This is a genomic window from Candidatus Saccharibacteria bacterium oral taxon 488 (assembly GCA_013100805.1).
Classification (GTDB): Bacteria; Patescibacteriota; Saccharimonadia; order Saccharimonadales; family Saccharimonadaceae; genus Nanosynbacter.
On record CP040000.1, the window covers coordinates 506,180 to 531,097 of the forward strand.

General features: G+C 53.4%; 17 protein-coding genes. 3 read left to right on the forward strand and 14 right to left on the reverse strand.

Annotated elements, in window-relative coordinates; genetic code table 11:
* Nucleotides 1–4: 4 nt before the first annotated feature.
* From recG to FBF27_02715, 3 genes are read right to left on the reverse strand one after another with little or no spacing between them, the layout of a single operon-like run.
* Nucleotides 5–2,047, reverse strand: coding sequence for an ATP-dependent DNA helicase RecG (gene recG / locus FBF27_02705; GenBank protein ID QJU09313.1), 2,043 nt, complete (start codon nucleotides 2,045–2,047; stop codon nucleotides 5–7).
* On the reverse strand, nucleotides 2,044–3,810 hold the full coding sequence (locus FBF27_02710; protein ID QJU09314.1) for a phospho-sugar mutase: 1,767 nt from the start codon (nucleotides 3,808–3,810) through the stop codon (nucleotides 2,044–2,046). Before FBF27_02710 ends, recG begins: the two co-directional genes overlap by 4 nt.
* 2 nt (nucleotides 3,811–3,812) lie before the next feature.
* Nucleotides 3,813–5,030 carry a tyrosine--tRNA ligase gene (locus tag FBF27_02715; protein ID QJU09315.1) on the reverse strand — a complete coding sequence of 406 codons (1,218 nt, stop codon included), beginning with the start codon at nucleotides 5,028–5,030 and terminating at the stop codon, nucleotides 3,813–3,815.
* A gap of 73 nt (nucleotides 5,031–5,103) precedes the next feature.
* Here FBF27_02715 and FBF27_02720 point away from each other — a divergent pair, with 73 nt between their 5' ends.
* Nucleotides 5,104–7,812, forward strand: a complete 2,709-nt coding sequence (locus FBF27_02720) for a penicillin-binding protein (protein QJU09316.1) — start codon at nucleotides 5,104–5,106, stop codon at nucleotides 7,810–7,812.
* A 77-nt stretch (nucleotides 7,813–7,889) separates the two neighbouring features.
* On the opposite strand, the gene FBF27_02725 is transcribed toward FBF27_02720, so the two are convergent.
* The 5 genes from FBF27_02725 to nusA are packed head-to-tail and all read right to left on the reverse strand — an operon-like array spanning nucleotide 7,890 to nucleotide 14,764.
* Nucleotides 7,890–8,795 (reverse strand): hypothetical protein, encoded by a 906-nt coding sequence (locus FBF27_02725; protein QJU09317.1) that lies wholly within the window; start codon nucleotides 8,793–8,795, stop codon nucleotides 7,890–7,892.
* Between the two features lie 25 nt (nucleotides 8,796–8,820).
* Complete coding sequence (gene radA, locus FBF27_02730) at nucleotides 8,821–10,170, reverse strand: DNA repair protein RadA (protein ID QJU09318.1); 1,350 nt, start codon at nucleotides 10,168–10,170, stop codon at nucleotides 8,821–8,823.
* Nucleotides 10,170–11,147, reverse strand: coding sequence for a hypothetical protein (locus FBF27_02735; GenBank protein ID QJU09319.1), 978 nt, complete (start codon nucleotides 11,145–11,147; stop codon nucleotides 10,170–10,172). Before FBF27_02735 ends, radA begins: the two co-directional genes overlap by 1 nt.
* On the reverse strand, nucleotides 11,131–13,602 hold the full coding sequence (locus FBF27_02740) for an ATP-dependent Clp protease ATP-binding subunit (protein QJU09320.1): 2,472 nt from the start codon (nucleotides 13,600–13,602) through the stop codon (nucleotides 11,131–11,133). Before FBF27_02740 ends, FBF27_02735 begins: the two co-directional genes overlap by 17 nt.
* Nucleotides 13,603–13,642: 40 nt before the next feature.
* Entirely contained in the window at nucleotides 13,643–14,764 is a 1,122-nt protein-coding gene (gene nusA, locus FBF27_02745; protein QJU09321.1) for a transcription termination/antitermination protein NusA, read from the reverse strand.
* A gap of 372 nt (nucleotides 14,765–15,136) precedes the next feature.
* Between nusA and FBF27_02750 the strand changes: the two genes are divergently transcribed.
* Nucleotides 15,137–15,472 carry a hypothetical protein gene (locus tag FBF27_02750; GenBank protein ID QJU09322.1) on the forward strand — a complete coding sequence of 112 codons (336 nt, stop codon included), beginning with the start codon at nucleotides 15,137–15,139 and terminating at the stop codon, nucleotides 15,470–15,472.
* A gap of 85 nt (nucleotides 15,473–15,557) precedes the next feature.
* On the opposite strand, the gene gap is transcribed toward FBF27_02750, so the two are convergent.
* Nucleotides 15,558–16,586: a type I glyceraldehyde-3-phosphate dehydrogenase gene (gap, locus tag FBF27_02755; GenBank protein ID QJU09323.1), complete on the reverse strand. Its 1,029-nt coding sequence runs from the start codon at nucleotides 16,584–16,586 to the stop codon at nucleotides 15,558–15,560.
* A gap of 66 nt (nucleotides 16,587–16,652) precedes the next feature.
* Between gap and FBF27_02760 the strand changes: the two genes are divergently transcribed.
* A complete protein-coding gene (locus FBF27_02760) occupies nucleotides 16,653–18,179 on the forward strand; it encodes a bifunctional (p)ppGpp synthetase/guanosine-3',5'-bis(diphosphate) 3'-pyrophosphohydrolase (GenBank protein ID QJU09324.1) in 1,527 nt (508 codons plus the stop codon).
* 251 nt (nucleotides 18,180–18,430) lie between these two features.
* On the opposite strand, the gene FBF27_02765 is transcribed toward FBF27_02760, so the two are convergent.
* From FBF27_02765 to pheT, 5 genes are read right to left on the reverse strand one after another with little or no spacing between them, the layout of a single operon-like run.
* The gene (locus FBF27_02765) at nucleotides 18,431–18,964 is read right to left on the reverse strand and encodes an inorganic diphosphatase (protein ID QJU09325.1); all 534 of its coding nucleotides are present in this window, start codon (nucleotides 18,962–18,964) and stop codon (nucleotides 18,431–18,433) included.
* Between the two features lie 3 nt (nucleotides 18,965–18,967).
* The gene (locus tag FBF27_02770; protein ID QJU09326.1) at nucleotides 18,968–19,900 is read right to left on the reverse strand and encodes a thioredoxin reductase; all 933 of its coding nucleotides are present in this window, start codon (nucleotides 19,898–19,900) and stop codon (nucleotides 18,968–18,970) included.
* Complete coding sequence (locus FBF27_02775) at nucleotides 19,893–20,570, reverse strand: hypothetical protein (GenBank protein QJU09327.1); 678 nt, start codon at nucleotides 20,568–20,570, stop codon at nucleotides 19,893–19,895. The genes FBF27_02770 and FBF27_02775 overlap by 8 nt, the downstream gene beginning before the upstream one ends.
* Before the next feature lie 30 nt (nucleotides 20,571–20,600).
* On the reverse strand, nucleotides 20,601–22,400 hold the full coding sequence (locus tag FBF27_02780) for an ABC transporter ATP-binding protein (GenBank protein ID QJU09328.1): 1,800 nt from the start codon (nucleotides 22,398–22,400) through the stop codon (nucleotides 20,601–20,603).
* Complete coding sequence (gene pheT / locus FBF27_02785) at nucleotides 22,400–24,913, reverse strand: phenylalanine--tRNA ligase subunit beta (GenBank protein ID QJU09329.1); 2,514 nt, start codon at nucleotides 24,911–24,913, stop codon at nucleotides 22,400–22,402. The genes FBF27_02780 and pheT overlap by 1 nt, the downstream gene beginning before the upstream one ends.
* Nucleotides 24,914–24,918 lie beyond the last annotated feature (5 nt).

Here is a 24,918-nt window from a genome sequence, read left to right on the forward strand (position 1 = left end):
CTCACTAATTTAGCGTCGTTAATCGCTGATAGCGACTGACGGCACGCGCCAGATGGTTATATTGTAACAAATCCTGCCCCTCTTTGACAAAGCGCTCGGCCTCTGTCTGCGCACGAGCAATCAGCGGCGTGTCGCTCAGCGAGGCAATTTTTAGGTTTAGCGCGCCATGCTGCGCTCGTCCGTAAATCTCGCCAGGACCGCGTAGTTTCAAGTCGACTTCCGCCAGGTAAAAGCCGTCTTGTGACTTCTCAATTTCCCTGAGACGCTGGCTTGGTTTGTCGTGACTCGACAGCATCAAATGACAAAAACTCTGGTGTTCGCCACGTCCAACCCGCCCACGCAGCTGATGAAGCTGGCTGAGGCCAAAATGATCAGCATTTTCGATGAGCATAACCGTGGCGTTCGGTACATTGACGCCAACTTCCACGACTGTGGTACTCACTAGCATATCAATTTCGCCGTCCGCGAATTGCTGCATGACCGCGGCTTTTTCCTCTGGCGGCAGTTTACCGTGTAGCAGCCCAACACGGCGATGACGAAACATCGTTTTCGCCAATTTATGATATTCCGCCTCGACCGACTTTTTGTCATTGTCGGGATTATCGTCGATCAATGGGCAGATGACATAGGCTTGGCGACCCTGGGCTAGCTCATGGTCAATGGTTTCATAAAGCTTCGGCGCTGAGGCTGGCGACCAAATTTTCGTTTGAATCGGCTGGCGACCAGCTGGCAGCTCATCCAAAATCGAGATGTCCAGTTCACCGTACAACGTCAGCGCCAAGCTCCGCGGAATCGGCGTAGCGGTCATGCTGAGCAGGTGTGGCATATAGTCTGCTTTCTGCAGCAACGCCTGCCGCTGCTTGACGCCGAATCGATGTTGCTCATCAATCACCACAAACCCCAGCTTGTGGTACGCCACTTTTTCCTGAATCAGCGCGTGCGTACCAACCACCACGTTAATATTACCATTTGCCAAGTTATCCAGCAGCTGCCGCCGTGGGGCGCCCTTAACATGCCCCGTTAGCAGTGCTACCGACACGCCAAACGGCGATAACAGCTCATTCAGCGTTTTGGCGTGCTGAGTCGCCAAAATCTCCGTCGGTGCCATGATGGCCGTCTGAAAGCCAGCCTGCGCCACCTCCGCCGCCACCAACCCAGCGACCACCGTTTTACCCGAGCCAACGTCGCCCTGCAACAAGCGGTTCATCGGATGCTCAGACTCCAAATCTTGCAAAATCTGCCAGGCGGCGCGGCGCTGCGCGTTGGTCAAGGGGAATGGCAGTTGCTTAACAAATTGCTTGACGACCGGCTGATTGAACGGAATGCGCCAGCCAGTCAACTTGGTTTGTTCTTGCTTATTAAACTGCGCCGCCAGGATCATTTCAAACAATTCTTCAAACGCTAAGCGCTCACGGCCGCGAGCAATTTCCTGATGATTTTTCGGTGCATGGAGGAACTTGACAGCTTCAGCGCGGCTGACTAGTTTTTGCCGCTGGACAATGTGTTCCGGTAACGTCTCGGGTAAAAACTCCATGATAGGTCGCAGGTTTTTCAACAAATCCTGCACAGTTTTTGGGCGGAGATTTTTGATGGATTTATAGACCGGATGAATGCCCAACGTATGGTGGACGTCGGATGTATCAGTTGACTTGGCGAGTTCGACCGACGGATTGCTGATCTGATAGCTGTTATATTGCATGCCAAATTGGCCGGAGAACATGAACTCGGCGTCAGATTTGAGCTGTGACTCACGGTATGGCTGATTAAACCAAACGGCCTTGACCTTGCCAGAATCATCCGCCAGCACCGCCGTGGTAATCCTCAGGCCCCGGCGAACAATGCGCGTCGCAATCGATTCGCAGCGCGCCCGCACTGTCACCTTGCCCGGCTGAAGATCAGCGATGTTGACCGCCGCCGAATAATCATCATACGCCCGCGGCAAAAAAACCAAGGCGTCCGCCACCGTTTCCAGACCCGCCGCTGACAGCGCTTGGGCGGTTTTGGGGCCGACGCCTTTGATGTGCGCGAGGGGGGTGGTTAGTTTCATTGCACTCGACTGAGCGCCTCAGCCTGCAGCGCCTCGAATAGCTGCTTGAGGGCGTCTTGTACTCGTGTATAGTCCTCTTCTGGATTTGTCGTCTCTTCATGCCACTGTATATAGAATTTCAGCTTTGGCTCAGTACCACTCGGGCGAATCGTAATACGGCGGCGTGAATCACCACACTCAAATACCAGTACATTACCCTTGACGCAATTAATTGCTGCGGTCGTCCCATCCGCTGCCGTCCGCACCAGTGTCTGATAGTCGGATACCGCCGATACTACCTGATCACCAATCATCTTTGGTGGATCGGTGCGCAGTGAGTTCATAATCTGCTGCATCGTTGCAAACCCTTCGGCGCCCGGATAGATGGCGACTTCGAGGCGCTCCACATACAACCCAACTTCACGATACAGCTCCATCAGCCTATCAACGAGCGTTTTTCCCTGCTGCTTGAGCTCAGCCGCATATTCTGCGAGCGCCAGCGCACCAACCGCACCGTCTTTGTCACGAGCATAGTCGCCCTTGAGCAGGCCATAACTTTCCTCACCACCCAGCACAAACACCTCATCAGTGCCTTCTTTCTGGCGAATAACCTCACCGATGTACTTAAAGCCAATCAGCAGGTTGCCGTAGCAGGTAGCACCATAGCTGTCTGCCAGCGCCTTCATCATATCAGTTGTAACAATAGTTTTGACGATGTAATGCTGCGGGGTGACGCCGCCTCGCCCTTGCAATTTCCGGAGGGCATAATCAGTCGCAAGTGCAGCAGATTGATTACCGGTGAGATAGATTGGTTGGCCATGATGATTCACAATTACACCAATTCGATCAGCATCAGGATCGTTGGTTATCGCAATATCAGCTGACGTTTCCATCATCTTGGCGACGACCATATCGTTGGCGGCGCGTTCCTCGGGATTTGGCTTACGATTAGCAATCGTTGGGAAATTACCATCCGGCACCATCTGCTCATCGACCGTTGTAATCTGAGTAAACCCAGCCTGGCGCAATACTGGTAGGACATTAGTCTGCCCCGCACCATGGAGCGGTGAATAGGCGATTGTCAAATCACGCTCTTGGCCATCAGCTTGCTCTAGCACCGCAGCATAGTACGCCTCGTCAACATCCTGACCAATAATAGTAATCTTGCCCTCGGTTACCGCTGCCTCAAAATCCGGCTCGGCCAGCACCTCGGTCACCGCTGCTGCCGCATCCAAGATGCCTCGGTCATGCGGCGGCACTACCTGCGCACCATCATCCCAATATGCCTTAAAGCCGTTATCAGTCGGTGGATTGTGGCTGGCCGAGATCACAATACCAACAGCGCAGCCAAGATGTCGTACGGCAAAACTCAGTTCTGGAGTCGCCCGAAAGCTGTCAAAAATATATGTCTTAAATCCATTAGCAGCACACACCCGCGCGGTGTATTGACTGAGTTCTGGCGAGGTTAAGCGCGTATCGCAGGCAATGACCACACCTTTTGCTGGCGCATCAGGATCAAACTGCTGGGCATAGCGACACAGTGCTTGCGCCGATTCACCAATCGTGACGCGATTGATGCGATTTGAGCCGACTCCTGTCGTGCCGCGTCGACCGCCAGTACCAAACTCAATTACCTTGAAAAATGCGTCTTCCAGATCTTGCCACTGCTCATTTGCAATCATCTGCTCTAGCTCTACCTTATATTCAGCATATTTCGGCTCTGTTAGCCAGCGCTCGATGTTGGCTGCTGCTTCTACTGATACGTGTTGTTTGACTGAGTCCATGACTATTCTCCTTCCATAATTAATACAAACGTATTTTTACCTTTTTTCAACAAAGATTGATTGTTGATGGCTCGATCCTCAGCCAGTTTTTCGCCGTTGAGGCTGATGGCGCCAGATTTGAGCAGGCGCCTCGCCTCGCCATTAGAACCGACTACACCAGAAACCACCAACGCTTCAATCACACCGACGCCGACATCAACGCGCGGAATTTCTTTGGCCAGGGTGTCCAAGTCATCGTCTGACAATTGCCGAAAATCGCCGCCACCAAATAATACTTCAGTCACCCGCTCCACTGATTCGCGCCGATTGACGCCGTGAACGATGTCGGTGACTTCGCGCGCCAAGACTTTTTGAGCTGAGCGCGCACCTGGGTTAACCGCGTGGTTTTCGGCGATGGCCTCAATGGTGTCGCGGTCAAGCATGGTGAAAATCTTCATGTACTCAATGGCGCTTTCGTCATCAACGTTCAGCCAGAATTGATAGAACTTGTAGACGCTGGTTTTGTTTTCGTCCAGCCACACGGCGCCACCTTCGGATTTGCCAAATTTGCGCCCAGTTGATTTGTTGATGAGTAGCGGCGCAGTCATGGCGTAGACTTCGGCGTTTTCTTTTTTGCGGATCAATTCCACGCCTGAGAGTAAATTGCCCCACTGGTCAGAACCGCCGATTTGCAAATTGACGCCCTGATGTTTGAATAAGTGCCAGAAATCATAGCCCTGCAGCAAGGTGTAAGTAAATTCAGCAAAGCTCAACCCCTTGCCATTAGCAATGCGTGCCTTAAAAAATTCCCGCGTCGTTAACTCTGCCATGTTGAAATTCTTACCAATGTCGCGGAGAAATGGAATCAGTTCCAGACTGCCCAGCCAATCCGCATTATCCACCAAGGTAAAATCGCGGCCCGCAAAAATTTGTGACACCTGCGCCTTCAAAGCCCGCTTATTATGCTCAATTTCCACATACGAAAGCAGGCTTCGCTCCTCAGTATCGCGCATATCGCCAATCATACCCGTGCCGCCACCAACCAGCAAAAACACCTTGTGACCGCGCTCCAAAAAATGCCGCACCATCATGTAGACCGCCAGATGCCCGACATGCAAACTGTCAGCCGACGGATCGGTCCCCAAATAGAGCGTAAAATTCTCCGAATCGATACGCTCATCATCGGTGAATGTCGCTTGATTCCAAAACCCGCGCCACTTTAGCTCCTCTGATAATTGCATATTCCTCCTTTTCTGGTTATTAGTATAGCAATTTTATGATTGAAGCGAAACATAGGCGTGATATAATGATAGTGTGAACAAGAAACCCTCAGATAAGCAGTCGGACGCCAGCGCAAAATCGGCGCCGTCACGTCCGCATCCAAAGCCGGCAAAACGGCTGAGTGTCTACGCCAACTTGGCGAACAAGCGTCGACTAAAGAAGGATAAGCGCTCCCGCGAAAAAGCAGAGTATCTGGCGAGTTTGCCAAAGCACCCCGTCAAGCGGTTCTTTTACCGTCTCCACCCCAAGCGCGTCTTTCGCTATTGGTTCTCCAAGCGCGGCGGCTTGATGGTGCTAAAAATTCTCGGTGTCGCCATCGTTGTGATGATTATTCTGATCGGCGGCCTGTTCGCCTACTTTCGTAAAGACCTCGACAAGATCCGCCCGGGCGAGCTCGCCAAGCGCGTCCAGACGACGGTCACCAAATATTACGACCGCAACGGTGCACTACTGTGGGAGGATAAGGGTACTGATAATTATAAGCTGGTGGTTGAGGCTGATAAAATTAGCGATTATCTCAAGAAAGCGACTATCGCCATCGAGGATCGTGATTTCTACAAACACCACGGCATCAGCGTCAGTGGACTGACCCGCGCTATGTTTAGCACGGCATCAGGTCGACAGGTGCAGGGCGGCTCGACGCTGACACAACAGCTCGTCAAGCAAGTCTTCTTTGCCGATGACGCCGATAAACGCGGCCTTAGTGGTATTCCACGCAAGATCAAGGAAATCATCCTGGCGATTGAAGTTGAGCGCATGTACAACAAAGAGCAAATTCTCACGCTCTATCTCAACCAGGCACCATACGGCGGTCGGCGCAATGGCGCAGAGTCAGCCGCTCAAACATACTTTGGCAAGTCCGCCAAGGATCTCACTCTGGCCGAGGCAGCGCTGCTAGCTTCAATTCCGCAAAACCCGAGCACGTTCAATCCGTACAATATCGCCGGCCGCAAGATGCTGTTGTCGCGCCAGCACACGACACTAGACTACATGCTGGAACAAGGCTATATCACCGAAGCACAGGCCAAAGAGGCCAAGCAGTATCCGATCCTTGACAAGATCAAGCCCGAGACCGAACAGCTAGCCGGCATCAAGGCGCCGCATTTCGTGCTCATGGTGCGCAATCAACTGGAGCGTGAACTCGGTAAAGCGGTCGTTGGTCGCGGCGGACTGACTGTCAAGACGACGCTGGATTGGAGGATTCAGGAGAAGCTCGAAACAGAGATGAAAGCCTTCTTTGACTCAGGCCGTCCGGGTCGAGTGCGCATTAGTAACGGCGCGGCAACGGTTGAGGACGCACAGACTGGACAGATTGTCGCCCTCGTTGGTAGTCGTGATTTTAATTATGCTGGCTTTGGGCAGGATAATGCCGCCACCGCCTTTATCCAGCCGGGTTCGACCATCAAGGCTTTCGACTACGCCAAACTGTTTGAGAATCGCGGCAGTAATCAGCAAAATTACGGCTCAGGCTCAATCCTCAGCGACGAGAACATAGACAAGATTTATGGCGCCAAGCTGAACAACTGGGATCGACGATTTATGGGAAGTATTTCTATTCGCCGTTCGCTAGCGCTTTCCCGTAACATCCCAGCGGTCAAGGCAATGTACATCGCAGGTAACGGCTCACCAAAACCAACCGTTGACTATATTCACAACATGGGTAATACCAATTATTGCCAACAAGAGGAAGCGGCCGGCGGCTACGGCTTGTCAGCAGCCATTGGCGCCTGCGGTACGAAGCAGACCGAGTTAGTGAATGCTTATGGCACCTTTGCCCGCATGGGCGTCGCCAAGCCAAGCACCAACGTCCTCGAGGTAACCAACAGCCAGGGTGATACGTTAAAGAAATGGAAAGACGAGAGCAAACAGGCAACCGACCCGCAAGTCGCCTACATCATCAATGACATCTTGGGTGACGCGGACGCAGCGCGTGACTTGCACGGTTACGGTGCAATGAATGTGCCTGGCGTTAGAACCGCCGCCAAGACTGGTACTACCGACAAAAACGGCCACGCCAAGGATGTCTGGATCGTCAATTATAGCCCGGCGCTGGTCATGGGTATGTGGCTCGGTAATTCCGACACCAGCACCATCAACACCCCGAACTCGGCCTTTGGTATGCCGGTGGTGCGTAACGTCATGTCGTTTGCTCACAACGAGGTCTATACCAAACAGGGCAAATGGAAGCCAAATGATTGGTTCAAGCGGCCAAATGGTATCCAACAGCAAGGCAAAGAGCTCTATCCATCGTGGTGGAATAAAAAACAGGGCGAGACCACTGAAAAGATTAAGTTTGACCGTGTCTCCAAGAAAAAGGCGACAAATTGTACGCCAGCCGACGCCATCGAGGAAATTGAGGTCACCAAGACCATTGACCCGCTCACTAAGAAACCATCATACTCAGCACCTGAAGGTTACGACGCCAATGCTGATGACGATAAGCACAAATGTGACGACGCCAAGCCAAGTGTCAGCCTATCGCTTTCTGGCTCTGGCTCCAGCCGCACCATCACCGCCCGCGCCACCAACGGCACATTCCCGCTCACTTCAATTGACATCCTCGTCGATGGTCATAGCGTCAAAAGTGAGTCAATCTCCGGTAGTGGTGGCAGCGTTTCGGTCGGTGTCCAAGTTGATAAACCAGGTCGGCACATTATCCAAGCAATCGCCCGCGACGAAGGCTACTATACTGCATCAGACAGTGGTAGCTTCTCGGTAGGCAGCGGCTCAAGCTCCGACTAACTCGCCCCCTTTTTTCCTGTGACACATAAAAACCAGACCGCTTTAGTCTGGTTTTTACTTCTTCTTAGCCTTAGCGATTATTGCTCATTAACCATCCGGATCAAGTCAGCCTCGCGCTGCGACTGAGTCTTGGGGCGAGTCGAACGGTGACTTTGAGCTGCAGCGCGTGGAGCATCAGGTTTCGCCGCCTTGCTGGCTTGCGGCCGACGACCGGTGGAGTGCTGCTTGGATTGTTTGGGGGCAGCTTGAGCTGGTGACTGTTGCGCCGCTTCTTTTGCTTCTTTTGGCTCGGCGCAAACTTTCGCAAACATCATCTTGCCAGCGTCAGTTTGTAGGCTACGAATAATTTCAATGCGCTTCTTCTGGCCCAGGAACTTTTTGGCCTGCTCGACCACCACCATGGTGCCGTCATGCAAGTAGCCGACGGCCTGATGAGAATCCTGACCTTTTTGCGTCAATTCAAGCACCAGCTCATCGCCAGGCAAATAGCTCATCCGCAAACTCTTGGCCAGCTCATTGATGTTGAGGATCTGGATGCCTTCGACTTGCGCCACCTTGTTTAGGTTGTAGTCCAGCGTCAAAATAGCAGCGTTCATTTCCTTGGCGAGTTGCAGCAAGCGGTTATCAACGCCCTCAGGAATGCGCGTTGCATCATCAAGTAGCGTGAACGAGCCGCCCAACACATCTTTGAGTTCCTTCATGGCGTCCATGCCGAAACGGGCGCGCTCACGCTTGGCGTGGTCAGCACCGTCAGCCAGTAGTTGCAATTCTATCAGCACACTCCGCGGCACGATGATCTGCCCCAGTAGGAACCCGGTCTTTGCTAGATCAACCACCCGGCCATCCATCAACACTGAGGTGTCGACCAAAATTGGCAGCTGCGTGCCACTGCCTGCCCGTCGCCGCGGCTTGACCAGCAGATATATCTCCGCCATGATGGCCAGCAGCATGATAATGATGATAAATTCAATTGTTTTTTCCATAATAATTTCCTTTTATATAATAATGTTATTGTAAATAATCAATCAGCGCCTGACGCAGGTCGCCGACGCCGCGCACAAATGCGTCCTTATGAGTTTTTGGCGCGATGGCGTAGGTAAAGCCGAGCTTCTTCGCCTCTTTGACGCGGGCGTGCCAGCCTTGAGCGGAGCGCACTTCACCACCCAAACCGACTTCGCCAAACACCACCGCTTCGTCGCTGAGTTTGCGGCCAGCCGAGGCTGAGGCGATGGCCATGGCCACCGCCAAGTCCGCCGCTGGGTCACTCAGTTTCAAGCCGCCAACCACATTGATATAAATATCTTTGTCGGAGAGGTTGAGCTTGGTGCGCTTTTCCAGCACCGCCACCAACAAATTCAAGCGATTAAGATCGAATCCGCTGGCCGCCCGTTTGGGATAACCGAAATTCGTCGGATTGACCAACGCCTGAATTTCCACCAATAGCGGTCGCGCACCCTCCATGGTGGCGAGGACAATCGAGCCGTCGAGGTTTTGCCGCTCGGCTAGCAAGCTGGCTGATGGATTTGCCACAATCTGCAGACCGTCCTCACGCATCTCGAAAATTGCCGCCTCATTGGTTGAGCCATAGCGATTTTTCTGCGCCCGCACCACTCGGAAGCCGCCGTAGCGATCACCCTCAAAGTTCAACACCACGTCAACCAAATGCTCCAGAACTTTCGGCCCGGCGATTGAACCTTCTTTAGTGACGTGACCGACCAAAATCACCGCGGTGTTCGCGGCCTTGGCGGCGCGAATGATGACATTGGATGAGTTGGTGATTTGACTGACCGAACCCGGCGCTGAGGCAATTTCTGCCAGCGACAAGGTCTGGATGGAATCGACAATCGCCAGATTGTACTGGCCAGTCTGGATGGAGGCAGCGATGTCTTCAGCGCTGTTACTGGACGCCAATTGCAAGTTCTCTGAGTCAACCGCGCCCAACCGTTCAGCCCGCAACTTAACCTGTGATACCGACTCCTCACCGCTGACGTACAGGACTTGGTTTTGCCGGGCAATAAACGCCGCGACTTGCGCCAGCAGGGTGCTTTTTCCAATTCCCGGCTGCCCCGCCACCAACACCACACCGCCTGGCAAAAAGCCGCCACCCAACACGGCGTCAAGGTCAGCGATGCCGGTTGCCAGCCGCGCTTGCTTGGCCTCGGCGGCCGTCTCGCTGAGCCTGAGCGTGGTGAGTACCTTGCCCTTGCCGCTGCTGCGGGCTACCGCCGACGCGCCCGTGTCAACTGGTAATTGTTCAACCAGTGAATTCCACTCGCCGCAATTATCGCACTTGCCGACCCACTTCGGATAGCTGGCGCCGCACTGCTGGCAGATAAATTGCGACTTTGCTCGGGCCATTATTTAACCGCCTTTTGACTATCAAGGCTTTGATTTAGCTGGTCAATCTTGCACCCCAATGCGTTCAATTTTTCGACATCAGTGTTGTAAGTGTCGACCTTGCCCTCGATAGTCTGCCGCTCACGACGAAGCGCCAGGCCGCGCTGGCTCAGCCGGGTTCGCTCAGCCTGAAACTCAGCTTGCGTCTGAAAACCGCCCGTCGTCGCCCGCTGATTAAATGCCGCTACATCTTGGTTATAGGCACTAACGCGTGCACTGTACGACGTCGTTAGCTGCTCAATTTCGCGCTTCCGCTTATCGAGACTGGCCGCCAGTGCATCAGCCTCGGCCTCGGCGCTAGTAAACTTTTCATTATACTGAGCATGCAATTTTAACAGCGCCGCTCGATTACTAAAGTATTCGGCATAGTGCGCCTCCAGCTCTGATCCGAGATCAGCAAACTCTGTACCCAAAATCGAATGCAGCTCATTGGCGCGCGTACCCGGCTGAGCACGCTCATAGTACGCCATCCGCTCCTCCAGCTTTTTGGTCTTGACCTTGGTATAAGCCGCCTCCAGCAGCTCGCCCAGCCGCCGATGCTGCTCCGCCGAATAGCGCGACCAGGCTACGTGCAGCATTTCGTGCGCCGCCGTTACCTCTTTGATACCGTCTAGTTCCGCGTTCTGCACGTTATAAATGTGAATGGTCTCTTTGGCGTGGGCGTAACAGCCGACAATCGGGCTAGCCTGTTCGACACGACGGCAATCTTGATTAAACTGCGTAGCGTTTTCCAGTCGCGGCTGCGCGAGATAAAAGCTAAATTTAGCCTTATCAGTCATCGTCGCCCGCCGTGCCAGCGTCGCTATGTCCTGGCTCGGTTGATACTGCCAAACCCTGATATGATCCAGCACTAGCTGGCGATTGAGCACCAGCCAGCTACCGCCGGCCACCAGCCCCACAAACACCACGACACTAACGAGATTACGCAGCCGTAACATTGATCACCACCTCACGATTTTTTGTAGTTGCCACCAAGGCTACACCAGGGTGTGCCTGATCAGACAACAAAACGTCACTGAGTGGATCAGCCAACATTGTCTGAATCGTTTGTCTGAGCACCCGCGCGCCGCGCTGCTCATCGAAACCGTTGTCTATGATACAACGCTTAGCGCTTGGCGTGATGACCAGTGTCATCTGCTGCGCCTGCACTGCTTCTTTAAGCTCACTCACGAGATTATCGAAAATCTTGCCCACCACCACCGGCCGGGTCAAACTCTTGAAATTTACCACCGCATCAAACCGCCCGATTAGCTCCGGCCGCAGCAACTCCTCCAGCTCGCGTCGCGCCGCCCGAGCATTGCGCTCATTGATATCGTCCGCCCGTGAGGTATCGTCACTGTGCGAGCTAAAGCCCAGCTCACCGTCACGCACCATCGCCTCGGCGCCAACATTGCTGGTCAAGATCACGATGGTCTGCTGGAAACTCACCGACCGGCCGCGTGAATCGCTTAGCTTACCGTCTTCTAAAATTTGCAGTAGCAAATTCAGTACATCCGGATGCGCCTTTTCAATCTCGTCAAACAGCACCACGCTGTACGGCTGCCGGCGAACTTTGTCGGTCAATTTGCCGCCCTCATCATAGCCGACATAACCAGCCGGCGCGCCAATCAACTGACTGGCTGTGTGTCGCTCCGAAAACTCGCTCATGTCGATCTTGATCAAACTATTATCGCCGCCAAACACTTCCCGCGCCAATACGCGAGCTAACTCCGTCTTGCCCACACCAGTCGGCCCGAGAAAAATGAACGACCCAAGCGGCCCTGACCGCCGACTCAGCCCGGCCCGCGCCCGGCGAATGGTTCGCGCCAAGGTCGCCACGGCCTCGTCCTGACCGAGCACCGACCGGCCCAATCGTTGCTCCAGTGCCGCCAGATCTTTGCGCTCATTCACCGTCACTTTTTCTGCCGGCACACCAGCCATCGCCGCGACCGCTCGCCGCACGTCATCCTCGGTTAGCTCCGGCAATGCTGGATCGTCAGCTGGTAGCTGCTTGACCTGTTGCTCCAGCTGTTTGATGCGAACCTTGAGTTCAGCCGCGCGTTGATATTGCTCAGCCTCGACCGCCGCATCGAGCTTGCCCGCTAGTTGTTTAATCCGCCGTGCTAGCTGTTGCTGTTTGGTTAGCTTGGCTGGCCGCTGCGTATTAACAAGCGCCGCCGCCTCATCGAGTACGTCAATCGCTTTATCCGGCAAATGACGCTCCGTCACGTAGCGCTGACTGAGGGCCACGCTCAGTTTGATCATCTCATCAGAAATCCGCAGTCGATGATGTGTCGCCAGCCGACTGGCTAGCGCCCGCACCATGGCCACCGCCGCCTGCTCATCCGGCTCCGCTACCGTCACCGCCTGAAATCGCCGGCTGAGAGCCGCATCTTTTTCGATGTGCTTGCGGTACTCGTCAAACGTCGTCGCGCCGATCACCCGGACCTCACCACGCGCCAACGCTGGCTTTAGGACGTTAGCCGCATCCATCGACCCCTCGGCCGAGCCAGCACCAACCAGCAAATGCAGCTCATCAATAAACAATATAATCTCCTGATGATTACGCGCTGCAGCTACGACTTTTTGTAATCGCTCCTCAAACTGACCACGAAACTTTGTACCGGCGACCATAGCTGTCAGATCAAGCTGAATCAGCCGCTTACCGACCAAAAAATCCGGCACCGTCCCCGCTGCGATGTGCTGCGCCAAGCCCTCGACCACCGCGGTTTTACCAACGCCCGGCTCGCCGATCAGCGCTGGATTATTTTTGCCACGCCGCCCAAGTACCGTGATCAGCCGCTCCGTCTCGGCCTCCCGACCGACCACTGGATCGAGCAGTCCGCTCCGCGCGCGCTCCGTTATGTCGACGCCGTAGCGATCAAGAATCTTGAGATCAGCCGACCGACGAGCATGTGGCGCGGCACTTTCTCTAGACTCATCCTGCATCGCCTCTAGCTGCTGCCGATCAAACACGTCCTCTAGCGTACCGCGCAGCTCGTCCAGATTTACATTCATATCACTGAGCAACTTCGTCGCCCGAGCCTTGTGCTGCAGCAGCATGCTATAAACAATGTGCTCAGTGCCGATGCGCTCCTGCCCAAACTCTGTCGCCAGCTGCCAAGCCGTCCGTATCGTTTCCAGCACCTCAGCGTTCATCCCTTTGTGAACAACCACCACCACGAATGACTGCGCGGTTAAGCCTAGCGCCAACTCCGCTCGATCCAGCGTCACACCGCTCTCCGCCAAAATCTTCGCACCCAGCGACGAATTTTGCGCCAATACACCAAGCAGCACATGCTCGGTACCGACATACGGACTGCCGCTATTATGTGCCAGCAGCCCGGCACGCTCTAAGCTGGCCTTGGCGGTATCAGTAAGCCGAGATTCCAACTCGGAAAAATCTTCCGGCATATCGCCCTCCTTTCGTTTTCGGCGATTCTCACGAGGCAGCCTATTCCGCCACCTCCTCAACCGCGCTCATCAAGCTATCCTCAATGTTTTTGCGAGGTTTTGCTTCAGGCTTAACAGCCACCTTTGCCTCAATATCTAGTTCATAGCCAGTCAGCCGGCTTGCCAAGCGAACATTCTGCCCAGCCCGACCGATGGCCACTGATTGCTGATCCTCGCTGACGTAGACCGTTGCTCGCTTTTCATCTTCATCAACTGTCACACTCAATACTTCCGCTGGACTCATGGCATTCGCGATAAAACCAGCTGTATCTTCCTCGAACGGAATGATGTCAATTTTTTCCTGCTCACCAATTTCGTTCATCACCGCCTGAACACGCGTCCCGTGACCGCCGACGAACGTGCCGACTGGGTCAACACCCGGCAATGCCGATGCAACCGCCAATTTGGTGCGGCGACCAGCCTCGCGAGCAATCGCTTTGATTTCCACGGCGCCCGTTTCCATCTCTGGCACTTCCTGGCTGAACAAGAACCGCACAAATTCTTCATTGCCGCGGCTCAAGATCAACTGCGGACCGCGACCTTCGCGCTCGATGTCCTTGATGAACACCTTGACGCGACGACCAACACCGTAGTACTCGCCAGGGATTTGCTCGGACTGCGGCATGATACCGACGGCCTTGCCCAGCTCAATTCGCACCACGCGCGGCTCAACCCGCTGAATCGTACCAGTCACCACCGTACCAATCTTATCTTCAAATTCTGCCAGCACCACTTCGCGCTCTGCCTCACGCAACCGCTGCAAAATCACCTGCTTGGCGGTCTGGGCTGCCACCCGGCCAAACGTCATCACGTTGTGGGTTTCGACTGTCACTTCACTGCCCAGCTCAGCTGCCGGGTCAACCGCCTTGGCCTCGTCCAGGCTCATTTGATTGACGTCATTTTCGACTTCTTCAACCACCGTTTTAACAACTGACACCACAGCCGTGCCGCTGTTGATATTCAAGCTGGCACGCACCAATTGCTCGCGCGTGCCGTTATCACGCCGCCACGCTGCCGCGATAGCCTGCTCGATTACCTCTAGAACGGTTTCTTCTGGCAGGTTCTTTTCCTCAGCAATCGTCCGCACCGCCAACGTCAACTGCTTAATATTCAAATCTTCCATATTAGCTCCTTTACGCTATATTATTATACTACGTTTCACATCAAACGCCCAAGAGACGAAAAACTCCGACCTAATTGGCCGGATGTTTAGTAGTGTAGCACACCCAGCCAGATAGCGTCAAGTTCAGCCGCCCCATTCGCCCATGTCAGCCCGTGAATGGGTATGCGTGTCTAACAGAGGTGGGGGCTCATGGCCATACTACAATTATTGACAAAAAGTATTGACATTTTCTACTAATAGTGATATATATATATCAGCCTTTTGACAACTTACCGTAAGTTTTGTCAACTGCGCTTCGCTACCGCAGGTCGGATACCTACGGTGGCTTGAGGCGCGGAACGGCCGCACCTCAACAAAGAGAAAGGTCATATCATGTTCCTCGAGATCCTGACGATCATCATCGCTACGATCATCGTTCTCGGAGGTTTCCTTATTGTAGCCTCCAAAGACGATGGACCGCTCATGATTAACGGGAGTGTGCTTGTTTCATTTGGCATCACCGCACTGTTCTGGTTCGCAAAGGTGACTACGCCGCACCTTCGCGAAGAATCAGCGATCAAGTGGCTGTACAGGCCCATTTCTGACCTGCCTGAATGGATCGGCTACGTTGGGCTCGCAACAACTGCGACCCTTCTGGCAATCACTCTTGTTTTTTTGGTAGATGACATTGTCTACCTCACTCAGCACCGGAAAGGAGGGAGAATCTGATATTGAGGTGCGGGGGCGGGATTTGATACAACTACTCGTATCTCCCGCCCCACTCACATCACTGAACTTATTTTATAAATAGAACTTATGACATCGCTGGCTGCTGGAGGTAGTGGCCGACGTCCGCCACCAGCTCGACCAGGCGATTAGAGTACCCCCATTCGTTATCGTACCAGACCATGATTTTCACCATGTTGCCACCAACGACCTTGGTTAGCGGCAGATCAACGATGCCAGAATGTGAATTACCGATAAAGTCGCGGCTGACCAGCGGCTCTTCACTGACGCCCAAGATCCCTTGATAGAAACTATCAGCGGCGGCTTTCTTGAACGCTTCATTTACCTGCTCGACTGTCACGTCGCGCCGCAACAGTGCCGTCACGTCACTGAGCGACACCACCGGCGTTGGTACGCGCACACTGAGACCGTCGAATTTACCAGTTAGCTGCGGCAGCGTTTTCGTCACAGCAATGGCCGCGCCCGTCGTTGTCGGCACCATATTTTCAGCCGCGTTGCGACCTTCGCGCAGATCCTTAGCAGGCGCGTCTTGCAATCTTTGGCTGGCGGTGTAGCTATGCACCGTCGTCAGCATTGATTTTTCCACGCCAAACTCGGCATCCAAAATCGCCATCACCGCGCCCAAACTATTGGTCGTGCAGCTGGCGTTAGAAATGATTGGCGTCGCGCCCTTGATTTTGCTATCGTTTGTACCGAGGACGATGGTGTCAACGCCATCAGATTTGGTCGGCCCGCTGATAACCACACGTTTAGCACCGGCAGTCAAGTGCTTACCCGCGCCGTCTTTATCGGTAAAAAACCCGGTCGATTCAATTACTACATCAACATCCATCTCACCCCACGGCAAGTTTGTTGGATCCTTTTCCGCCAGCACTTTGACAGGTTTCCCGTCAACAATGAGTTCATCCTCTGTAACATCAACCCGGCGACCATATTCCCCGTAATTACTATCGTGTTTGAGCAGGTACGCCAGCGTCTTGGTATCTGTCAAGTCATTGATCGCTACGATCTCCACGTCGCTGCGCTCACGTGCGATCTTAAAGGCGCTGCGCCCAATCCGTCCAAAACCATTAATTGCTATTTTCGTTATCGCCATACAAGTATCCCTCCCAAGTAGCATTAGCTTTTCTCTAATTATACTACAAAGTTGTATAATAAAACTATGACGCGCGAGGAATTATTGGATCTGGCAGCACCGCAGTACGACGAGATACCGGTACTAGTATTAGACAGCGCGATTGATTACGCTACTAAAAAGCACGCCGGGCAAAAACGCAAAAGCGGCGAACCGTACATCACGCACCCGCTGGCGGTAGCTGGGATTTTAGTGGAATGGGGCATGGATATCGACACGGTGATCGCTGGCGTGCTGCATGATACGGTCGAGGATACCGATGCGACACTGGACGAGCTGGAAAGTTTGTTTGGCCGCGACATTGCCTTTTTGGTTGATGGCGTGACCAAAGTTTCGCAGGCACGCGCTGGTATGCGCAGCCTTGATAGCTATTTGCCGCACACCAAGGACAACCTCGCCAAGCTGATGATCGCGGTTGGCGAGGATATCCGAGTGATTATTATCAAGCTGGCGGATCGACTACATAATATGCGCACGCTTCAATATATGCCGCGCGACAAGCAGAAGAAAATCGCCCGCGAAACGATTGAAGTGTTTGCACCGCTGGCGGATCGACTGAATATGGGGCGGGTGCGCGTACAGCTGGAAGAGTTAAGCTTTCGATTTTTGATGCCCAAGGATTTTCAGCGTACTAAGAACCTGATGGACAGCCGCCTAAAGAAAAGCCAGCGCAAACTCGCCAAAGTCCGCCGTGATGTTACGGCACGCCTCCAGAATGAGAGTCTGCAGTTTGAGATGGACGGCCGGGTGAAAAGCGTATATAGCTTATTTAAGAAGCTCGACCGCGTTGGCGATATTGATAAGATTTACGATCTGATCGCCCTGCGTGTTATCGTTGACGATTTAGCAACCGGCTATCTGGTACTGGGCGTGCTGCACGACATGTACCAGCCGTTTTACGAGCGCATCAAAGATTATGTTGCCAATCCTAAACCGAACGGCTACCAGAGCTTGCACACGACAGTGCAAACACCGACCGGGCAGATCGTCGAGTTCCAGATCCGCACCCAAGACATGCATGAATATGCCGAGCGCGGTTTGGCGGCCAGCTTTCACTATAACGAGCAAAAGATGTCTGACGCTTACCGACAGGGGCGAATTGCTGCGCTGCCGACGGATTTGGCGTGGATTCGCGATCTGCAGGAAACGGCGGCCCGAGCCCGCGAAGGCAAGGCTTTTGACTCAGAAAAATTCCGCATGAAGCTGTTTGAAGATCGAATCTTCGTCTATTCGCCCAAAGGAGATATTTATAACTTGCCGCGCGGCGCCTTCCCGCTGGATTACGCCTATCGCATTCATTCCGACATCGCAGCACACGCTAGCGGCTTTAAGGTCAATGGCGCCATGAAGCCGTTCACTTATGAATTACAACACGGCGACGTCGTCGAAGTTTTGACCAGCAAATCCGCCAAACCCAAACCAGCCTGGCGCGACATGGTCATCACGCCGCATGCCAAAACCAAACTGCGCATGCAACTGTCAAAAAGCGGCGGCGTGCTCGCACACCTGACCGGCTTAACCGACGGTGTTTCGTCGTTGTTTCGACATAGATAGCAGTTGGCGGCTTTACGGTGCAATGTAACCTACACCCAACCCAGAAACTGTGACGGACATGATACCCCTATACTGGTACTGGCGGTGACATTCGCGAAGCCGCCAGCCTCTCTGACAAGTCGATGGTTCTGCGGACGGCGTTGCCGGATGCATTCGACTTGGAGGAGATGGCTGACGGTCGTCCCGCAACAAACACGCATACCAGATTCTTGGTAAGACGTGATGCCGCTTTGCTTTGCAAGATAGTAGTATTACGCCTGCTCGTTCCAGCGCTCAATCGCTGCCGCCACAACCTGCTTGGCAGCATCAACGCCAGCAAATTCTTTGACAATGGTCGAACCCGGCTTTTTCAGATCCTTGTAGTGATTGAAATGGAATTCAATTTGCTTAATCAGCTGCGCCGGCAAATCCTCCAGCGACTGAATGGCGTTGCCATTGTGGCGATCGTCGCTCGGCACCGCGATAATCTTATCATCGACCTCATCGTCATCAACAAACTTCATCACGCCGAGGATTCGCGCCTCAACTACTAGCCCAGTCGTCAGCGGCGTATCCGTCACCAACAGCACATCCAGCTCATCGCCATCCTCGTCCAATGTCTGCGGGATAAAACCATAATTAGTCGGTTTGGCAAAAATCGCCGGATCAACCCGGTCCAGCCGCATAACGCCAACTTTCCGATCCCATTCAATTTTATGATTTGACCCAGCCGGAATCTCTACAACAACGGTAACTTCGCCGTCCTGATAGTTTCCCGGGGTTAATACTTGGTTAAAATCTGCCATATTTTACTCCTCTCTGGCTTTTTCTTGTAAGTATTCACGAATTTGCAGCGCCGCCACTGCGCCCTCGCCGACCGCCGAAGCGATTTGCATGGTTGCGCCCGAACGTACGTCGCCCGAGGCAAAGACGCCAGGGATATTGGTGTGCAAATGTTCGTCGGTGATGATGTGTCCGCCGAGGTCCAGCTCAACATCTGACTCCTTCAAGAACTGCGTGTTCGGAATGAGGCCGATAAAGACGAACAATCCATCTGCAGTAAATTCTTTTTGCTCACCGTCTTGAGTTGATTTGACGCCGTAAAACTTGTCGTCTTTGACGATAATTTCATCGGTTGTCGCGCCAAGGTGGACGGTAATTTTGCCCTCATCGACATACTTTTGCAGCTCTTTTTGCAAGACATCGCTGGCGCGCAATTTACTGCGCACTAATAGGTCAACGTGGCTGGCGTAGCGAGTCAAAAATATCGCTTCCTGCACCGCCGAGTTACCGCCGCCAACAACGATCAAGCGCTTGTCGCGGTAGAATGCGCCGTCGCACGTCGCGCAGTAATGCACGCCGCGGCCATACAATTCATCTTCGCCCGGTACGCCCAGCTTGCGGTGATTTGAGCCGGTCGCCAGCAGCACCGCTTTGGCGCGCACTGGCTGACCATCAACTGTCAATTCCAGTTCGCCGTCAACTTGTTTCAGGGCCGTCACATCACCGTACTCAATATTCGCACCGAATCGCTCGGCCTGCTGCTGCAGCTCGGACGCCAATTTCATACCGGTCACACCCTCGGCAAACCCTGGATAATTATCGATTTGATCAGTGATGGCCGCCATACCGCCGACCACGCCGCGTTCATATAGTGTTGTCGGCACGTCTTCGCGCGATAGGTAAATTGCTGCAGTGAGTGCGCTTGGACCGGCACCGACAATGATAATCTCTTTAGACATTCAACCCCCTTGACCTATAATATCGCTTGATAATTTCTGGCATCTCCGGCCGCGGAATCTCCGCCGGTTTTTCGATAGCCATTACCACAAATTTGAGTGGCGAATTAGCAGGAATTTTATCACCCTGACTCTTATTGCCATAAGCCTTGTCCGCTGGAATTGTCAATTCACGCACACCGCCAATTTTCATACCAATCAGCCCCTCTTTCCAGCCCTGAATCACCGACGTATGTGCTGGGCCGTTTACCGCAAACGGTGCTTTCAATTTACCGCTGTTGATTGACTGATCAAAAATCTCACCCTTGGCATTCCAACCGATGTAGTAGACCGCAAATTTGGTGTCATCCTTGACCTCCGCGCCGTCACCCACGATCAAATCTTCTTTGCCTAGCTCCTTCACGCCAGCAGCCTCAAAGGCGCCGACTCGCGTACTAAATCCCGAAAACTTGCCGTGATATTTACTGTTCAATTCCGCCGTCTGAGCGTCAACTTTCTTTTGCCACTCCGTGGTTGCTTTTTTATAATCTTCTTGCGCCTGCTTCAGCTCAGCCTGATCTTTGGCGTCATTGCCTGGCTGCACCATCATGGCGATGAACCCACCAATTGTCCCAATCGCTAATGTCCCCGTGATGATCCATATACCGAGTCGCTGTCCCCTCTTCGTCGCCATAATCCTCCTTTATCTTACCTTGAAATTATATCAATGTTTCCCCTCAACCGCAATGTCATAACGTGCCAGCTCATCATCAATCCCCACGCCGGCTGTCCGCTGTAGCTTGAGCAAATTAGCATAAATACCGCCCGATTTTGCCAGCTGTTTTGGCGTACCGATCTCGTCGACCCGGCCATGTTTTAGCGTCACGATCCGATCCACCGTAGCGATGGTACTCAGCCGGTGAGCGATGATCAGTGTCGTCCGCCCCTTCATCAGCCGCTCTAGTGCCTGCTGCACTAGATGCTCGCTCTTGCTGTCGAGATTGCTTGTTGCCTCGTCGAGGATGAGAATCGGCGCATCCTTGAGTACCGCCCGCGCGATGGCGATGCGCTGCTTTTGACCGCCGGACAGTTTGAGGCCACGTTCACCAATTTGCGTATCGTACCCTTTGTCAAGCTCGCTGATGAAGTCGTGTGCATTAGCGGCCTTGGCGGCGGCAATCACTTGCTCATCCGTCGGCTCGTCGGCGCCATAGGCGATATTTTCACGAATTGTGCCGGAAAAGAGCGCTGGCTCCTGAAACACCGTGGCAATGTGGCGACGCAAGCTCTTTTGCTGCACCGCATCAATTGCCACATCATCAATCATAATCTCACCACCGTCTGGCTGATACAGGCGCATCAGCAAGTTCGTTAAAGTGGTCTTGCCGCCGCCCGACTCACTGACGAGAGCGACGTGCTCACCGGGACGAAGCGTAAAGGAGATATCGGTCAACACTGGTTTTTGCGGAGCAGAGGCGTAGCGAAACGAGACATTGCGAAATTCGACCGCCCCGCGGCTCACGACTAATTCCGGCGCGTGATGGGCATCTTCAATCGCTGGGCGCAGCGTCATCACGCTAACAAAATCCCGACTCCCGGCCAGAGCTTTCTGGAAATTATCAACGATGAAACTCATATTAAATAGCGGCATCCGCAAATTATTAATCAGCGTGATCAGCAGCACCATATCGCCGATCGAAAAGCGCCGCTCGGTCGTCTGCACAAAAATGTAGGCAAAAATCATGAAGAAAATGACCGACAACACCACGCCGCGCACGATGTCCATGCTGTGCCAGTAGCGCGATTGCCTGCGCGTGATGGCAATCGTTTTGCGGTAGCGCTTGGCAAAGTGACGATATTCAAGCGACTCACGGACATAGCTTTTGACGACTTTGATCTGAGCAATGACTTCGGCAAACCGGCCGCTGGCCATATCCGTCTCGTGATTTTTACGGTTCTGAAAGGCCTGCCACTTCTTGCTGGTCAGCGCCGTCAGCCACATAAATAGCGGGTACATAATGACCACCATGATCGCCAGCTCTAGACTGTACACCAGAACGATACCGATGGTGATGCCCGTCGTGAGCAGCATTTGGAAAAAGTTATTGGCAAACATGTTCAGGAAATTCGTCGTTTCGGTAATCGCGCGGCTGAGGCGATTGATAATCGTCCCAGTCAGCTCGCCATCAAAATAACTTTGCGGCAAGCCAAGCAAGTGATGATAGTACCGCGTCGATAGCTGCTGCTTGAGCCGCGTTGCCATCACGTCGCCCCAGTAACCGCCAAGGTTTCGCACAATCGTATTCGTCACGTCAAGCGCCAGCAGCACCAGCGCCAAGAAAATCGCCTGCTCAATTCCTACATTGCCGCCCTCAACCACTTCGACCATCAAGCTGGTCGCCCGCGAAATCACGAATGGCACCACAATGCCGGTTAGTGCCACGATGACCGAACTGACACTGACGCCAATATAGTACCTGCCCATACCGCGCGCATACCGGAGCATGTGAATCAGCGGCTTCATCAGACTATTTCAGCGCCCCATCTATCTTTGGCTATCTGTTCGATTCGCTGTATCACTGGCGTGATGTCCTTGTCCACTAACGTCCGCTCATGCGAGGTAAACGCCAGCCGCCATGTTATTGTTTTCTGCGCTGCATCATCCTCAGGCTGGTAAATAGTGAGTAGCTCAAGTCGCACCGCCATATCAACGTCCTGCACAACCTCATCCAGCGTCCGTAGTAGCTGCTGATACCTGACAGCGGATGGCACTTTGAGCGAGATATCGCGCGTCGTTGAAGGATAGCGGCTGAGTGGCTGATAATGACTGTCACGCTTGGCATAGACAGCCTCCAAGCCAGCCGTATCCAAGCTCGCCGCTGCCACGTACGCCGGTAATTTGAAATTCTTGATGACCGACTGCTTCAGTTCACCGACCATGCCGATAAACTGCCCGTCTGTCGTCTCGACCAGTGCACTACGCGATTGGTCAAACGGTGCCGCGGCTGGAAGCGTAAGTTCTTGTTCAATTGGCTTGAATACCAACTCGGCACCAAGATCACGCGCCAGCTGCTCAACCGAGCGACGAATCGTGTAAAATGGTGCGCCCGCTCCCGGTTTTTTGGCGGCGTAGACGATGTCGGTGAACTGGCTGGCTTCTGGCAAACCATCTTCACCCAGGCCATGCATTTTGACATGCCCTTTACCCATCTCAAACAAGGCAAATTCATCATGTCCAGCCTTGATGTTGGCGTGGACCTTGTCGAGCAAACTCGGCAGCACTGTCAAGCGGTAATATTGTAAATCAGGGCTAAGGGCGTTTGATAATTTGTATGCCTGAGCAACGTCCTGCTCGGCATTTTTTAGGATGCGTTCATGAACGAAACTGTAGGTCAAGACTTCGTTGGCACCGGCACGCGACAGACTGTGACGAACGGCGTTTTTCAACTCACGACGCAGGTTTTTCGGCGCGGGTTTAATACTGCGACGCGGTAATTGACGCGGTAATTTATCGAAGCCATACAGCCGCCCAACCTCCTCAACGATATCCTCAGGTAGCTCAATATCGGTACGCCAAAACGGGCTGTAGACCATCATGCCGTCCTCGCCATACTCGCGCCCTTCATCAACGAAAAACTCAACGTTTCCTAGTAGCGTATTCATTTCACCATCAGCAAAATTTACGCCGAGCCGCTCTTCAACAAATCCACTCGGCACCAACAACCCACCGCACCAGTGCGTACCATCAGCCAATACAGACCGCAGAGACTGATGATTCTTAAACAGCACGGGACTGGCCTGGACACCACCCACCATACCCATCAATTGTTTGAGGACGGGGTCGGTTTGTGCCGGTGACTGACCCTTATTAAACCGCGTTAGCGCATCGGTGAAAATACCATGGCGCATGGCTGTGCGGCGCAGCGCATACATGTCAAAATTAACACATTCGAGGATGATGTTTTTCGTGCCATTTGAGACTTCAGTGTCAGCACCGCCCATAATTCCCGCGAGACCTATCACACCCTCGCCATCAGCGATGACGATGTCGTCATTCGTCAACTCGTAGTCCTTACCGTTGAGCAGGCTGACCTTCTCGCCGTCACGAGCCAGCCGCGCCCCGAGCGTACGCCCACGCAATTTGTCATAGTCATAGGCATGCGTTGGCTGTGCCGTCAGTAGCATCATGTAATTCGTGGCATCGACGATGTTGTTAATTGGTTTGCCGCCCATCGCCACCAGCTGACATTGCAACCATAGCGGGCTTGGGTGTACTTCAACATTTTTGATGGCTACCGCTGAAAACACCGGCACTACTTCAGTCGCCTCATTGAATATTTCAAGCTCGAGACCGTCGCCGCCGGCAAATTCTTGAATCACGTTATACCACTCAGGACTAGTAAACTGCTGATGAAAAATCCCTGCAATCTCGCGCGCCACGCCGAGTTGTCCAAAGCAATCCGGCCGGTGAGTAAACATCTTATTCTCAATGTCCAGCACGTAGTCGTCCAGCCCAAACATTTTAGCAAAACTCGCACCCGCCCGCAGTTCAACTCCTGCCGGTACGTCGTGTTCGTGAATCTCAATAATCCCCTCGTGATCCGTGCCGATATCCAGTTCATCAGCCGCCGCCAACATACCTTGGCTGAGCACGCCGCGCAGTGGCCGCGCGTCCAGCACAAATGGCTCGTCGTCATCAAAGCTTACTGGCACCGTGCTTTTTGGCGGCAACCAAATCGCCCACATGTCGGCGTGAACATTTGGCGCACCGCAGACCACTTGCACCAAGCCATTGTCATCGCGCGGCACGTCCGCCACCACACCACCATCATCAATCTTGGTCACACTCAGCCGATCAGCATCAGGATGCTTAACACATTCAACCACCCGAACGATTCGCGCGCCGCCATATTTGGCTTTCAGGTCGATCACTGCTTCGACACCGCCAAGTTGCTGATTGACTCGCGCCACCAGCTCATCTACGGTAGGCAATTCAAAATTAATCAATTGTTTGATAAGATTTAGGCTGACTTTCATATATA

What these genes read in the sequence shown, in the direction of transcription:
- recG (QJU09313.1), bottom strand. Translation starts at nt 2,047, where the DNA reads ATGAAACTAACCACCCCCCTCGCGCACATCAAAGGCGTCGGCCCCAAA.
- FBF27_02710 (QJU09314.1), bottom strand. Translation starts at nt 3,810, where the DNA reads ATGGACTCAGTCAAACAACACGTATCAGTAGAAGCAGCAGCCAACATC.
- FBF27_02715 (QJU09315.1), bottom strand. Translation starts at nt 5,030, where the DNA reads ATGCAATTATCAGAGGAGCTAAAGTGGCGCGGGTTTTGGAATCAAGCG.
- FBF27_02725 (QJU09317.1), bottom strand. Translation starts at nt 8,795, where the DNA reads ATGGAAAAAACAATTGAATTTATCATCATTATCATGCTGCTGGCCATC.
- radA (QJU09318.1), bottom strand. Translation starts at nt 10,170, where the DNA reads ATGGCCCGAGCAAAGTCGCAATTTATCTGCCAGCAGTGCGGCGCCAGC.
- FBF27_02735 (QJU09319.1), bottom strand. Translation starts at nt 11,147, where the DNA reads ATGTTACGGCTGCGTAATCTCGTTAGTGTCGTGGTGTTTGTGGGGCTG.
- FBF27_02740 (QJU09320.1), bottom strand. Translation starts at nt 13,602, where the DNA reads ATGCCGGAAGATTTTTCCGAGTTGGAATCTCGGCTTACTGATACCGCC.
- nusA (QJU09321.1), bottom strand. Translation starts at nt 14,764, where the DNA reads ATGGAAGATTTGAATATTAAGCAGTTGACGTTGGCGGTGCGGACGATT.
- FBF27_02750 (QJU09322.1), top strand. Translation starts at nt 15,137, where the DNA reads ATGTTCCTCGAGATCCTGACGATCATCATCGCTACGATCATCGTTCTC.
- gap (QJU09323.1), bottom strand. Translation starts at nt 16,586, where the DNA reads ATGGCGATAACGAAAATAGCAATTAATGGTTTTGGACGGATTGGGCGC.
- FBF27_02760 (QJU09324.1), top strand. Translation starts at nt 16,653, where the DNA reads ATGACGCGCGAGGAATTATTGGATCTGGCAGCACCGCAGTACGACGAG.
- FBF27_02765 (QJU09325.1), bottom strand. Translation starts at nt 18,964, where the DNA reads ATGGCAGATTTTAACCAAGTATTAACCCCGGGAAACTATCAGGACGGC.
- FBF27_02770 (QJU09326.1), bottom strand. Translation starts at nt 19,900, where the DNA reads ATGTCTAAAGAGATTATCATTGTCGGTGCCGGTCCAAGCGCACTCACT.
- FBF27_02775 (QJU09327.1), bottom strand. Translation starts at nt 20,570, where the DNA reads ATGGCGACGAAGAGGGGACAGCGACTCGGTATATGGATCATCACGGGG.
- FBF27_02780 (QJU09328.1), bottom strand. Translation starts at nt 22,400, where the DNA reads ATGAAGCCGCTGATTCACATGCTCCGGTATGCGCGCGGTATGGGCAGG.
- pheT (QJU09329.1), bottom strand. Translation starts at nt 24,913, where the DNA reads ATGAAAGTCAGCCTAAATCTTATCAAACAATTGATTAATTTTGAATTG.